This window comes from Flavobacterium sp. 25HG05S-40, assembly GCF_052654735.1.
In genome coordinates this window covers 676524-690556 of record NZ_CP199750.1, presented here as the reverse complement: position 1 = coordinate 690556, position 14033 = coordinate 676524, and the positions used below count along the sequence as shown (strand labels likewise).

Here is a 14033-nt window from a genome sequence, read left to right as displayed (position 1 = left end):
GGAGAGCAGGAACATGGTTTACTTAAAATGCCCGAATCATCTGCTCCTAAAATAAATTTAGGGTATGACTGAAACATTTGTTAAATTTGTTCGTATAACCATTGTTTTCTTAAACAAGCACAAAAATAGCATAAATTAAAAAATGGCGAAGAAAGTAAAGTATTATTTCGATACTGAAAGTTTAGCTTATCGCAAAATCAATCCAAAACTATCCAAAAAGCTGGGATATATTGGTTTGTTTTTGTTGGCTTCTGCGCTTTTTGGCTTTTTGTGTTTTGTGGCATTATTGAATACTTCACTTTTAGATACTCCAAAAGACAGGCTTCAGGCACGTGAAATTGAAACGATGAAACTGCGCTATGCTATTTTGAATAAAAAGATGGATGAAGTAGATGAAGTTTTGAATGATGTTGCCGAAAGGGATAATAATATTTACAGAGCTTATTTCAACACCTCACCCATTCCGATGGAACAGCGCAAAGCTGGGTTTGGTGGCGTTAACCGCTATAAAGAATTAGAGGGTTTTAACAATTCGGATTTAGTGATTAACACGTCAAAACGTGTGGATATTATTTCTAAAGAATTGGCGATTCAGTCAAAATCACTAGATGAAATAGTTAAACTGGCTAAAGAGAAAAACAAATTATTGGCTGCGATTCCGGCAATTCAACCGATAAAAAATGAACAGATGAAGCGCGTAGCTTCGGGTTTTGGATACCGAAGTGACCCTTTTACCAAAGTTCGAAAAATGCACGAAGGGATGGATTTTACGGCGCCGACAGGAACTCCAATTTATGCTACCGGAGATGGCGTTGTAGTCAATGCCGACAATTCGAAATCAGGTTACGGCAATCATATTGAAATCAGACATGGTTATGGATACATGACGCTTTACGGACATTTGAGTAAATACAAATGCCGCGCAGGACAAAGAGTGAAACGTGGCGATATCATAGGATATGTAGGCAGTACCGGAAGAAGTGAAGCACCGCATTTACATTATGAAGTACATAAAGACGGAAAAGTAGTCAATCCGATTAATTTTTATTACGGAAATATATCCGCTGCTGAGTATACCGTGATATCAAAATTGGCGAATCAGGAAAATCAATCTCTAGACTGATACTTTTGGGTAGTACCTAGTACTTAGTATTCAGTTTTTAAAAAATATAACTATGCACATAGAGTTACAAGAAGGCAAAAGATATTACAGCATTGGAGAAGTTTCCAAAGCTTTTAATGTGAACACATCATTAATCCGTTTTTGGGACAAGGAATTTGACATTCTGAAACCCAAGAAAAACGCCAAGGGAAACCGACTCTTTACGCCCGAAGATGTAAAAAACATCCAGTTGATTTATCATTTGGTTAAAGAACGTGGCTTTACCTTGGAAGGTGCGAAAACGCATTTAAAAGAAGGGCAAAAGAAAACCTTAGACAAGTTTGAAATCATAAGCAAGCTCGAGGGTATTAAGGCACAGTTATTGAATATTAAGAATGCGATTTAGGCATTAGGCATTACGCATTACGCATTACGCATTACGCAAAACTAAAAATAGAATACTAACACAAAAATTAAAAACAACTTTAAATTAAAAACAAATGGACTTTAAAAAATTTTTACCTTGGATTATTGGAATTGGAGCCTTAATTATCATTGTGATGTGGTATTTTTCAATTCAGAATTCGGCTTTACGTTACAATCAGGCGACTGAAAAGGAATGGGGAAATGTTAATACAGCCTACCAAAGAAGAAATGATTTGATTGGAAACTTGGTGAATACCGTTAAAGGTGCAGCCGATTTTGAAAAAGGAACTTTAACAGCAGTTATTGAAGCCCGAGCTAAAGCTACATCGGTTACTGTTGATCCAACTAATATTACTCCGGAACAGTTGGCAGCTTTTAATCAAGCGCAATCTGGTGTGTCTTCTGCGTTATCAAGATTATTGGTAAGTGTAGAGCGGTATCCGGAATTGAAGGCCAACCAAAACTTCCTAAAATTACAAGACGAATTGGCTAGTACTGAAAACCAAATCTTGACTTCAAGAACCCGTTTTAACGAGTCTGTAGAAGCTTATAACGGTTATGTTTTGGCGATGCCGAGAAGTATATTCTTAGGAAAATATAAAGAGAAAGCGTATTTCAAAGCTGTTGAAGGTGCAGACAAACCTGTTGAAGTAAAATTCTAATAGCAATGTCAAAAGTAGAAGACTTTCTAACTGCTGAAGAAGAACAAGAAATCGTTGCTGCCATTGGCAAAGCCGAAAAAAATACTTCCGGTGAAATCCGAGTACATATAGAAAAAGAAACTTCCATTGCTGCAATAGACCGCGCAGTGGAAGTATTCCAACAGCTCAATATGGAAAATACTCAGGAACGCAATGGCGTCATCATTTATGTTGCCGTCAAAAGCCATAAATTTGCTATCTATGGAGATAAGGGAATCAACGAAAAAGTCAATGATGATTTCTGGAATTGTACCAAAGATGCCATGGCTAATCACTTTAAAGAGGGTAATTTCAAGCAAGGCTTAATTGATGGAATTCTTCATGCCGGAGAGCAGCTTAAAAAATATTTTCCGTATCAGGATAACGATACTGACGAACTTACCAACGAAATATCAAAAGGATAATTATGGAAATTACGAATTGGAAATTACGAATTACGAATTCCAGAGTTATACAGAGCACTTTATTAATTCTTGCAGTACTTTGTTTTTTACCCGCTTTTGCGCAGTTTGACATTCCCAAAAAACCGGATTTTCAAACTTCTGTTTATGATTATGCGAAACTTTTAAGTGAAAGCGAAAAAAAGCAATTAGAAGAAAAACTAGTTCGCTATTCCGATTCTACTTCAACTCAAATGGTTGTCGTTACGATTGAGAGCTTAAAAGGAGAGGACATTGGTATTCTGGCGCCTAAATGGGGACAAGAATGGGGTGTTGGTCAGGCTAAAGAAGACAATGGTGTTTTTATTTTATTAGCCGCTAAAGAACGTAAAATCTGGATTGCTCCCGGTTATGGTTTAGAAGACCGATTGACAGCTGGGCAGAATGGCGAAATCATCAGAAATATCATTATTCCAGAGTTTAAAGCCGGTAGTTATTACAAAGGTTTGGACAAAGGCGCTGATGCTCTTTTTGATGTTTTCACTGGCAAATACAAAGGCGAGCGTAAAAAAGATAAAAAAGGAGGTGGCTTCCCTTTTGTTCCTATCCTTGTGATCATTATTGTCATCATTATTATTGCAGCCAAAAACAAAAACAACGGTGGCAACTCGGGCAACCGTGGCGGTGGTCTTGACTTAGCTGATATCATCTTATTAAGCAGCCTTGGCAGAAGCAGTGGCGGCGGATTTGGTGGTTTTGGCGGAGGAAGCTCCGGCGGCGGTGGCGGATTTGGTGGCGGATTTGGCGGTGGTGGCTTTTCTGGAGGTGGCGCCGGTGGAAGCTGGTAGCCCAATTTGCAGTGGTCAGTCGCAGTAAGCAGATTAAAAATTAATACAATTTTTGTAATTCATAATTGAAGAAAAACCCTCACTCTTTCGAGTGAGGGTTTTGTTTTGCTACCAATTAAACCTGCCACTAGGTTTCTTTTCCTTTCCGCCAAACTTTTCAATCTTGTACGTTAACGAAAACATGGCGTATCGCTTTAAAACTATATTTTCTTCATCTCTTATTGTTGTTGGCGTAATGGTCCGTGTTGCATTCTGATTCTGATTTAGGATGTCGTATACTTTAATTTTAGCCATCAGCTTTTTATTGAAAAAACTGTACGACAAGCTCGTATTCCATAAAAAGAAGTCTTTCTTGAAACCATCGGCAATATTAGAATTATAAGTATAGCCAAAATCATTACCAAAAATCCAGTTCTTAGGCCAATAATTCGTAACCTGCATATTAAATCGGTGTATAAAACTCGAAGCCGAACTGACCACATAATTGGAATATTTAGTATCGTTGAGTGTATATCGGTAACTAGGGTTTATCGAAAACAACTCGCCATAATCATACGTGAAATTAGCTCTAGGGGTAATATCAAAAGCGTGGGCTTTAAACAATTCTGTGTTGGTAAATCCTTTAATCAAATCGTATCCGGCATTAAAACCAACGCCGAATTTAAAACTATGGGCGTCTTTTTTAATGGTTTTGCTCCAGTTCATTCCAAACCAGCTATCGTAAGTTCCCGAGATATTTTCATAGGTGGTTGTTCTTTTTCTGTTCGCATCAAAAACCGTAGAAGAAACAATTTGGCTGTCGTAAATACTGCCGCCCATGTACATACTGTAGCCCGATTTGGTAGCATAATCATAATCTCTGAAACTAAAATACACCTGATGGTATTTATTCGGATTTAGATTTGGGTTTCCGATGAAGGTGTTCAAGGGATTGGCTAAATTTTCAACTGGAAGAATCTGGCTTGCCTGCGGGAAATAGACTTCGTAATTGTAGTTAACCCAGATGGCTTTTGACTTCGTAAAATTATAGCCTCCATACACATTGGCTGAGGGTAAAATATATCCTTTATTCAAGTCTACAACATTGCCAAGATAGCGCGAATGATTATTGAATTGTGTAATAGCCTGGCCTAAATTTACATACAAACGATAGTCCTTTTTTTCGATGGAGAATCCAGCCGTAGGCGTTATGGTGTTTCGAGTGGAAGTGAGATAATTGGTCAGGAAATCATTCACGATAGTATAGCTTCCGGAACTGGCATCAAAATCAAACGCTTCTCGGTCATCAGAAATTCTTTCGTTTTCAATGATAGCAGCTATATTAACTGTCATCGAATCGCCAACGGGTTCTGTATACTGAAGCTCCGTAGTATACTTATCCAAAATATTCCGAGTGTTCTTGATTTGATTCCGAATATCATCCGGATTACTTCCTTGATAAAAAAGCGTACTCGAGTTGGTGCCGTTTTTGATTTCGGTCTTGGTATTATCATTTTCAAAAGCCACACTGACATTTCTTCTCTTTCTGCGGAAGGCTTTATTAAAATCGATTCTATTATTGAAATTCTGTCTGTCATTTTCATTAGTGACCAATGAAGTGCTTTCGTTGAGCAACTGATTGGTTTCGTCAAGGGATTCCTCAAAAGAATTGTTTACCGACTGACTGTTGGATTTCGCAAACTTAGGTACGATAACAAAAGAGGCCGTAGAATCAATTTTATATTCTAATTCCAAGTTCATATTATGACTGTATTTGTCTTCTTGGGTATTGGATTCCGAATTGGTGGTGAAATTCCCATCGGGCAACAAATTAATTTGATTGGTTTTGTTCTTATTGGTGGTATCGCCATTGGCAAAAAAGTAACTTGCTGCCGTATTGAATTCTTTAAATGGTTCGTCCGAATAATTGATGCCGACCAAATTGGAGCGTGTGATTCCCCTATTACCTCCAAAACGCATTCCGTTAAGTCCAAAAGAACCGTCAGAACTAGTATAAAACGAATTGTTTCGGCTTCCGCTCATGTTGTCATAAATCTCATCCATAGAAAAGCCCGTGGCATTGATATTATTGGATGAAGCCAACACACTGATTTTCCGCTTATTCTTAAAGTAATTGACGAGCGCACTGCTTTCATACCGCTCATCGGTGCCGCCTCCTGCCATAAATTTACCAAAGAAGCCTTTGTTTTTATCTTCATCAATGGTTAGATTGATGCTGGCATTATTCGAACTCGCCGCTTGTCCGGTGATTTCCTCTTTTTTGGTTTTAGTATCGGTAACCTGCACTTTATTGATAATATCCGAAGGTAGATTTTGTAGTGCTATCTTTCCATCTTTGTCAAAAAAGGGCTTGCCATTGACCAAAATCTGATTCACCTCTTTTCCGTTCACTGTGATTTTCCCTTCGGCATCGATTTCAACTCCGGGCAACTGTTTTAACAGGGTTTCCACATTAGCATCGGGACGTAATTTAAAAGAAGACGCATTAAATTCGAGTGTATCCTTTTTGATTCGAATTGGTGGCGTTTCGTTTTTGACCACCACTTCATCCAATTGATTGGTGGCTTCTTTTAATTCGATAGTCCCAAAATCCTTATCTTCAGAAACAGAAGCTAATTGTATTTTAGATTCGCGGTAACTGACATAGGAAATTTTGAGGAAGACAGGTTGGTTAAATTTCTTGATTTTGAAATCGAAATTACCGAGTTTGTTGGTAATTGTATAATCGATAACGGCAGAATCCTTAACAGCGGAAAGGTACACGGTGGCCGATTCGATGGGTAGTTTGGTGGTTTCTTCAATTACTTTTCCTTTTAAAGTAATTGCTTTTTGAGCAAAGGTAAGCGTGGTAAAGAACAGAAATGCAAATACAAAAAATGATTTTGGCATAAAAAAAAATTAGCGGTTAGTAATACAAAGTATTAAGAACGGCTAATTAATGATTTTATTATGTAAGACTACAATGAGTTTGTAAGTTTTAACATAAATATTATTTTTCTCTCATGTAAATATCAATCGGAACCCCGGAGAAATCCCAATTTTCACGGATTTTATTCTCAAGAAAACGCTTATATGCTTCCTGAACATACTGCGGTAAGTTAGCAAAAAACACAAACTGAGGCGTTGGTGTTGGCAACTGCATACAATATTTAATTTTCACATACTTTCCTTTTAAAGCGGGTGGCGGATAGGCTTCAATAAGCTTTAACATATAGTCATTGAACTTCGAAGTGGCAATACGCTGTTTTCTGTTTTCATAAACTTGTACTGTGGTTTCCAAAGCTTTCAGTAATCGCTGTTTAGTCAAAGCAGAAACAAACAAAATAGGCACATCGGTAAATGGCTTTAATTCTTCTTTGATTTTATTTTCATAATCGCGTGTTGACATGGTGTCTTTTTCGACTAAATCCCATTTGTTGACTAAAATAACAACTCCTTTTCTATTTTTTTCGGCTAGCCAAAAGATACTTTGGTCCTGTCCTTCAAAGCCGCGGGTTGCATCAATCAATAGAATAACAACATCCGAATGTTCAATGGCACGAACCGAACGCATTACGGAGTAAAACTCTAAATCTTCTTTTACTTTGGCTTTTCGGCGTATTCCGGCAGTATCCACCAAATTAAATTCGAATCCGAAACGGTTGTATTTGGTATCAATGGCATCACGGGTAGTTCCGGCAATATCGGTAACTACAAAACGGTCTTCACCAATCAAAGCATTTATGAAGGATGATTTTCCGGCGTTAGGTCGACCCACCACACAAAAACGGGGCAAGGCTTCCTCCTCTTCACTGGTATCAGGCAATTCCGGAAGTACTTCTACTAATTTGTCCAAAAGATCTCCGGTGCCACTACCGCTGATGCTGGCAATGGTAAAATATTCACCTAATCCTAAATTATAAAACTCAATCGCGTCTTTTTCACGCATCGCATTATCTACCTTGTTTACGGCTAATAAAATTGGTTTGGTTACTTTTCGTAGTAATTTGGCAACCTCAGCATCCATGGGCGTAATTCCTTCCTCTACATCAACCACAAAAATAATAGCATCGGCTTCATCAATGGCCAATTCCACCTGTCGACGGATTTCGCCTTCAAAAATATCGTCGGAACCTTTAATATAACCACCGGTATCAATTACAGAAAACTCTTTTCCATTCCACTCACTTTTTCCATAATTACGGTCGCGGGTCACACCACTAACCGAATCAACGATAGCTTCCCTTCTCTTAATTAAACGATTAAAAAAAGTAGATTTCCCTACATTTGGTCTTCCTACGATGGCTACAATATTGTTCATGCTCTTTTTAAATAATGGTGCAAAGGTAGTATTAATGAATACAATATCAATTTTTTTATTACTTTAGTGTGTACTAACCAACCCTCAACCCCTATGGAATCGCATAACGACATCCGATTACGACTTCGGTTTTATAAAGATATTGATGAAAATATTGAACAAGTCCGACAGAAGTTTGTAGATTATGCGCAGCATATCTCACCAGGCTTTTTGATGAAAATAAGAAACAACCACATTCAGTTCACTATTCACGGTGCAAAACAAAAATACTGGTCGCCTCACTTATCCATTGAGTTGGAAGAAAAGGAAGGCAACGAAAAAAATGCTACTCATATCAGAGGATTATTTGGGCCGGCACAAACGATGTGGACCTTCTTTATCTTTTTGCATTTTATTATCGCCGGAATCTTTTTGGTCTTTCTGATGTTTTCCTATTCTGATTGGGTGGTGCATCAGCCTATCAAAGGTGATCTTTTGGTTGTAAGTTTGATGGTTGTCTGTTGGGTGCTGTTGTATATCATTGGCAGACAAACCCGAACCAATGGTTATGGCCAAATGGAAGAGCTGGAAGTAGAGTTTACTAAAATTATCGCCTCTTCGAAATAAGCTTTTGCCTACTTCTGATTGTAACCAAAGCGTCGTAATTGATACGAATTGCTTCTCCAATCTTTGTTGACTTTTACATACAATTCGATATGAATCTGCTTCCCGAAGAATTTCTCTAAATCTTCACGTGACTGCATTCCGACTTTTTTTAGGGCTGCGCCTTTGTGCCCAATGATAATCCCTTTTTGCGTATCGCGCTCTACCATGATTACCGAACGAATTCGTATGATCGTGTCGTCTTCAATAAACTCTTCGGTTTCTATTTCTACCGCGTAAGGAATTTCTTTGTCGTAGTTGATTAGGATTTTTTCACGGATGGTTTCGTTTACAAAAAAACGTTCCGGTTTATCGGTCAGGGCATCTTTAGGATAATACGCCGGAGATACCGGAAGCAACTCCAAGATGCGCGCAAAAACTTCTTTTACATTGAAATTTTCTAAAGCTGAAATAGGATAGATTTCGGCATTCGGGACTTTATTTTTCCACAAATCGATTTGCTCTTCTAATTGTTCCTGATTAGACTTGTCAATCTTGTTGAGCAACAGTAACACCGGTATTTTAGAGTGGATGATTTTATTGAAAAAGTCCTCGTCTTTCAATTCCTTTTCACCGATTTCAACCATGTAAATCAACACATCTGCATCCTCGAAAGCCGATTTTACGAAATCCATCATCGATTTCTGCATTTCATACGCCGGTTTAATAATTCCAGGCGTGTCTGACAAGACTACCTGAAAGTCATCGCCATTGACGATGCCTAAAATACGGTGACGCGTCGTTTGCGCTTTAGACGTAATGATAGACAATCGTTCTCCAATAAACGCGTTCATTAGTGTTGATTTACCTACATTTGGGTTTCCAATGATATTGACGAAGCCTGCTTTGTGATCCATTTAAATAAGAATAAAAAAACCGAAAACTCAATTAGTGTTTTCGGTTTTTAGTTTGCTTAGTAGCGGGAACAGGACTCGAACCTGTGACCTTCGGGTTATGAGCCCGACGAGCTGCCTACTGCTCTATCCCGCGCTGTTTCGAGTGCAAATATACAACGAATATCTTATAAGTCAAGTAAAAAATAAAAAAAACTACTTTATACTGCTAAATGACTGACCCAATGAACGGATACTTCCATTTAATTAACATGCCAATGGCTTTATTTCCATTTTAAGAGCCATTACAGGAGTTTCCATTTCAAGTTTGGCGTTAATAATGTCGACCACTTTTTTATGCTCGTCGCTTAAAGCTACAATAAAATCACCAAGCTGTGCCATCCCCAAGGCATGTTGTATTGCTTCGGTTTCTAGAGGCATAAGGTCAATGGGTATCATTTTGTTGACAGATCGAATCCCTTCTATAACTAAATTATTGATTTCGTCAACATTTCGGCCACGGAGACTGTGTTCCTGACGCACAATGATATGGTCAAACATACTAGCGGCAATCTTTGCTAATTCCAAAGTATCCTCATCCCTTCGGTCTCCAATTCCGGCAATAATGCCAATTTTACGCGGGGCTTTTACATTTGACAAATAATCCTTCATGGCCAAAAAGCCGTGTGGGTTGTGGGCGTAATCTACCAATACTTTAAAGTTATTGAATTCAAAGAGGTTCATTCTACTCGGAGTCTGTTCGTAACTTGGATAGAACGATTGTAGCGCATTCTGTATCCAAAGTTGTTCAAATCCATAACAATAGGACGCTAGTGATGCCGCCAAAATATTCGCTATCATAAAGCGGCAAGTACCATTTTCTGTGAGCGGAATGGTGTTAACGTGAGCAATTCTAATCCTCTCTTCTCCTTTGATGATGGTTATATAGTCATTTTCTAACACCGCTACAGGTCTATTGTTTCGAATACGTTTTTGGACTATTTCGTTATGTTCATCCATAGCAAAAAAAGCCCGATTACAATCGAGTTCGCGGGCAATACGCACACAGTTTTCATCTTCAGCATTTAGAATTGTCCAACCCGTTTCTTTTACACTTCGGGCAACAACTGCCTTCACACATGCCAGATCTCTTAAAGTCTCAATATCGTTGAGTCCCAAATGGTCTTCTTTGATATTAGTGATTATACCCACATCGCAATGGTCAAAGCAGAGACCACTTCGCAACAATCCGCCACGGGCTGTTTCCAATACGGCAAAATCTACCGTTGGATCTCTGAGAATTACGGCTCCACTGGCAGGCCCGGTGCAATCGCCTTCTTTAATTTTGTAATTATCAATGTAGATTCCGTCTGTGGTAGTGTATCCTGGATGTTATCCGGCTGTTTTAGCTATATGCGCCAAAAGACGCGTTGTAGTGGTTTTGCCATTAGTTCCTGTCACTGCAAACAACGGAATGTTCGTTGGAGTAGCATTAGGATATAACATATCAATCACATGTTTTGCCACATTGCGTGGAGTTCCTTTTGAAGGATGAAGATGCATTCTGAAACCCGGAGCCGCATTTACTTCGAGCACTACACGCCGATTTCTCTTAAGGGTTCACAGATAGTTTCAGCAATAATATCGATGCCACAGATGTCGAGTCCAATAATTTTGGCGATACGCTCTGCCATAAATTTATTTTCAGGATGAAGGTCATCCGTTACATCTTCTGCTGTGCCTCCTGTACTGAGGTTTGCTGTCGATTTTAAATATACAATTTCCCCATCAGCTGGCACACTTTCTATGGTATACCGACACTTCTCCAATTGAAAACAGGTGTCTTTATCAAATTTGATTTTGGTTAATGCTGCCTCGTGGCCTTCACCTCTCAGGGGTTCACTATTGACTTGTTCAATCAGTTCGCGAATAGTAGCAAAACCATTTCCTATAATCTGTGCCGGGACTCTTTTGGCAGCGGCAACAAATGTCCCGTTGATAACCAAAATCCGGTAATCAGAACCTGTAATATACTTTTCTACAATGACGTATTTACTAAACTGCTGGGCTTCGGTTAAGGCAAATGTAGCTTCCTCTAAATTTCTTATGCTAATTGTAGCTCCTTTCCCCTGATTGCCGTTCAAGGGTTTTACGACAATGGGAAAACCAATGCTTTTTATAATCTCTTGTAAACCTTCTTCTGTTGCGCATGTTCCACCAACAGCTACTGGTATCCCTGCGTTTGCCAAGAGCAATTTAGTCGCATCTTTGTCACCAGCAATAGTGACAGCTATGTTTGCAGTAGTCCCAGTTATTGTGGCCTGAAATTGCTTTTGATGAACGCCGTACCCTAATTGAATTTTAGAATTTCTTCCAAGTCGCATCCATGGAATCCCTCTTTTTTCTGCCTCTTTGACGATAGATAAGGTACTTGGTCCCAATCCGTATCTCCGTTTAAGCAATGCCATTGCATCGATGTCTTCTCTGATATCATAAGGTTCTCCTTTTCGTAAAGCATCAATAATACGGAACGCTGCTGTTACAGCATATAATCCTACTTCTTCAACTTCATAAGCAAAGACCAAATTATACACTCCTTTAGTCGCAGTTTCTCTTGTGCGTCCAAAGCCAACATTCATACCCGCAAGTGTTTGAATCTCGAGAGCAATATGCTCCATTACATGACCAAGCCATGTCCCTTGCGCTACTCTTTCAAAAAAACCGCCTTCTTTCCCTACTGAGCATTCATGACTCTGCATCGATGGTAAAAGTTCTTTTAAACGGTCAGCAAATCCATCGATTTTATCTGTAGGAAACTGTTCCATTTCTTCCAAATCGAGCTTGACCTGAATAAGCCGGTTTCTGTAATTGCTCCAAACATTAGGACCGCACAATACCTGAGTCTTGATTATTTTCATGGATTAAGTTTTTGAAGTTTAAAAAATTGACAGTAAGAGACTTCAAATTTCTATACAAAGTAGCTCACGCTCATTATACTATTTTGGTAATCTTTTATACTTTTTATGTTTTTAGATGTGACAGTTCGCATCAACCCATCATTTTACCAGACTTTGAAGTCTGAAAGGATTTAAAATCAATGCTTTTGATAAATATGCATTAATTTTCATTTACTGTCGTAAATATCTAAAGTAAAGAACTACTTTTGCAAAAAAATTAAAAAAGCCTAAAAGGCTATATTCCAGCAAAATGAATACAAAAAAAATCATTGAATACCGAGCGCTATTGGGCGTTACCAAAACAGCCACTTTAAAAGAGCTAAAAACAATTTACAGAAACTGTATGAAAGATATTCATCCGGATACTATCCAAGATGATGCTGAACGTCTGGCTGCAGAAGAGAAAAGCACAGAGATTATTGCAGCGTACCACTTCTTAGTAAGCATTGCGCCTGAAACTTTGGAAAAAGATAAAGCTGAATATACACGAATTACGTCAACAACCAACATTGCCGATTTTTATTATGAAAAAGGCGTATTATACATCACATTCATTGACGGAAGTGCCTTTGAATATTTTGGTGTTTTAAGACCTGCTTATATCAAAATGGTCAATGCGGAATCACCAAGCCGGTTTGCCCGAAGACATATTTACAACGAATACATTTATAGAAGCACTTCTAAGTTAGTCGCTTCTGAATAAAATATTCGTCTGTACTTCATAAAAAAAAGGTCTTGATTACTCAAGACCTTTTTTACCTAACAAAATTTAAATTCTATAAACTAAAACCGAGAGTTCTATTCATCTGCAGCATAAGCTGAGTTTTTGTCAATGCTTACTTTTAACGTAGTAGCAACGCCTTGCTCGTTCACCATAGTCATGTTTAGCGTATCCAATTTAGAAAGGTTTTTAGAAACCAATCCGTTAAACATATTATAAGAGATATTCATTTCTTTCAAATTCTGTAATTTTTCTAAATCAAACGGAACTTGACCATCCATTTTGTTTTCAAACAAACTCAAAGTTTCTAATGAGGACAGGTTGGCAACTTCTTTTTCTAATTTTCCCACAAGTTTATTGCTGTTTAACAACAATACTTTTAATGATTTCAACTCATAGTATGAGGCTGGAATTTGACCTTCAATTTCGTTATTAAATAAAGATAAAGTCTCTAAATTAGAAAGATTACCAACGGCTACAGGCAATTGTCCCGTTAATCGGTTCATGTGCAATTCGATAGATTTCAATTGAGATGCACTACCAAGAGCTTCTGGTAAAGCTCCTGAAACCTGATTGAAAGCGATGTTTAGTTTAACAAGGCTTTTTAAGTTTCCTATAGAAGCAGGTAAAACACCAGAAATATTATTTCTAAAGAGGTTCAATACTTGAAGTGACGTTAAATCACCTATTTCATTTGGCAATTCGCCATTTAGATTATTGTTCACCAATTTAATAGAAACTACTTTATCATTTTGGATTTCCACCCCATACCATGTGGATGCTGGCGCTTTTAAATCCCATTTGTTAGTCCATTGCGAGCCTTTAGTAGCTTTGTTGAATTTAATCAAGGCATTTTTCTCAGCTGATGAGATTTCAGCAAAACTGGATGCAGAAACTAAAAGTAATGTTACGTAGGTAAAAATTGTTTTCATATCATTTAGGGTTTGAGGTTATGACGGTGTAAAACTATAAGCAAAATCGTTTAAAAACAAAAATAATCGACAAAATGCATTATTTGTGATTTATTTTATGTATTTATCTTACAAATATACTTTTGCAAATCTGAAAATCTGAAAAAAAAGAACGTCCAAAGTCTATTTAAATTATATTTCCTACTTTTGAA

14 protein-coding genes and 1 tRNA gene are annotated in these 14033 nt (G+C 37.9%); 7 read left to right on the top strand and 8 right to left on the bottom strand.

What is annotated here, in order from left to right:
• The first annotated feature begins 142 nt into the window (after window positions 1–142).
• From ACULEU_RS03010 to ACULEU_RS02990, 5 genes are all read left to right on the top strand, one after another.
• Window positions 143–1123 (top strand): M23 family metallopeptidase, encoded by a 981-nt coding sequence (locus ACULEU_RS03010; protein WP_445453976.1) that lies wholly within the window; start codon window positions 143–145, stop codon window positions 1121–1123.
• Between the two features lie 52 nt (window positions 1124–1175).
• Window positions 1176–1508: a MerR family transcriptional regulator gene (locus ACULEU_RS03005; RefSeq protein ID WP_445453975.1), complete on the top strand. Its 333-nt coding sequence runs from the start codon at window positions 1176–1178 to the stop codon at window positions 1506–1508.
• A gap of 94 nt (window positions 1509–1602) precedes the next feature.
• Window positions 1603–2190 (top strand): LemA family protein, encoded by a 588-nt coding sequence (locus tag ACULEU_RS03000; protein WP_445453974.1) that lies wholly within the window; start codon window positions 1603–1605, stop codon window positions 2188–2190.
• A gap of 5 nt (window positions 2191–2195) precedes the next feature.
• A complete protein-coding gene (locus ACULEU_RS02995) occupies window positions 2196–2633 on the top strand; it encodes a TPM domain-containing protein (protein WP_445453973.1) in 438 nt (145 codons plus the stop codon).
• A 2-nt stretch (window positions 2634–2635) separates the two neighbouring features.
• Complete coding sequence (locus ACULEU_RS02990) at window positions 2636–3457, top strand: TPM domain-containing protein (RefSeq protein WP_445453972.1); 822 nt, start codon at window positions 2636–2638, stop codon at window positions 3455–3457.
• A gap of 108 nt (window positions 3458–3565) precedes the next feature.
• On the opposite strand, the gene ACULEU_RS02985 is transcribed toward ACULEU_RS02990, so the two are convergent.
• Both ACULEU_RS02985 and der read right to left on the bottom strand, forming a co-directional pair.
• Window positions 3566–6346, bottom strand: coding sequence for an outer membrane beta-barrel protein (locus tag ACULEU_RS02985; protein WP_445453971.1), 2781 nt, complete (start codon window positions 6344–6346; stop codon window positions 3566–3568).
• A gap of 100 nt (window positions 6347–6446) precedes the next feature.
• Window positions 6447–7757: a ribosome biogenesis GTPase Der gene (gene der / locus ACULEU_RS02980; RefSeq protein WP_445453970.1), complete on the bottom strand. Its 1311-nt coding sequence runs from the start codon at window positions 7755–7757 to the stop codon at window positions 6447–6449.
• Between the two features lie 93 nt (window positions 7758–7850).
• On the opposite strand from der, the gene ACULEU_RS02975 reads away from it, so the two are divergent.
• Complete coding sequence (locus ACULEU_RS02975; RefSeq protein ID WP_445453969.1) at window positions 7851–8363, top strand: hypothetical protein; 513 nt, start codon at window positions 7851–7853, stop codon at window positions 8361–8363.
• A gap of 8 nt (window positions 8364–8371) precedes the next feature.
• Here ACULEU_RS02975 and era read toward each other — a convergent pair whose 3' ends face one another.
• The 5 genes from era to ACULEU_RS02950 all read right to left on the bottom strand — a co-directional run bounded on the left by era (window position 8372) and on the right by ACULEU_RS02950 (window position 12150).
• On the bottom strand, window positions 8372–9256 hold the full coding sequence (gene era / locus ACULEU_RS02970) for a GTPase Era (protein WP_445453968.1): 885 nt from the start codon (window positions 9254–9256) through the stop codon (window positions 8372–8374).
• A 60-nt stretch (window positions 9257–9316) separates the two neighbouring features.
• Window positions 9317–9389, bottom strand: a tRNA-Met gene (locus tag ACULEU_RS02965).
• A 110-nt stretch (window positions 9390–9499) separates the two neighbouring features.
• Window positions 9500–10501 carry a glutamate ligase domain-containing protein gene (locus ACULEU_RS02960; RefSeq protein ID WP_445453967.1) on the bottom strand — a complete coding sequence of 334 codons (1002 nt, stop codon included), beginning with the start codon at window positions 10499–10501 and terminating at the stop codon, window positions 9500–9502.
• A 123-nt stretch (window positions 10502–10624) separates the two neighbouring features.
• Window positions 10625–10828 carry a hypothetical protein gene (locus tag ACULEU_RS02955; protein ID WP_445453966.1) on the bottom strand — a complete coding sequence of 68 codons (204 nt, stop codon included), beginning with the start codon at window positions 10826–10828 and terminating at the stop codon, window positions 10625–10627.
• Entirely contained in the window at window positions 10828–12150 is a 1323-nt protein-coding gene (locus ACULEU_RS02950) for a cyanophycin synthetase family protein (protein ID WP_445453965.1), read from the bottom strand. Before ACULEU_RS02950 ends, ACULEU_RS02955 begins: the two co-directional genes overlap by 1 nt.
• 289 nt (window positions 12151–12439) lie before the next feature.
• Here ACULEU_RS02950 and ACULEU_RS02945 point away from each other — a divergent pair, with 289 nt between their 5' ends.
• The gene (locus ACULEU_RS02945; RefSeq protein ID WP_445453964.1) at window positions 12440–12892 is read left to right on the top strand and encodes a KTSC domain-containing protein; all 453 of its coding nucleotides are present in this window, start codon (window positions 12440–12442) and stop codon (window positions 12890–12892) included.
• A gap of 95 nt (window positions 12893–12987) precedes the next feature.
• Here ACULEU_RS02945 and ACULEU_RS02940 read toward each other — a convergent pair whose 3' ends face one another.
• Complete coding sequence (locus ACULEU_RS02940) at window positions 12988–13842, bottom strand: leucine-rich repeat domain-containing protein (RefSeq protein ID WP_445453963.1); 855 nt, start codon at window positions 13840–13842, stop codon at window positions 12988–12990.
• Window positions 13843–14033 lie beyond the last annotated feature (191 nt).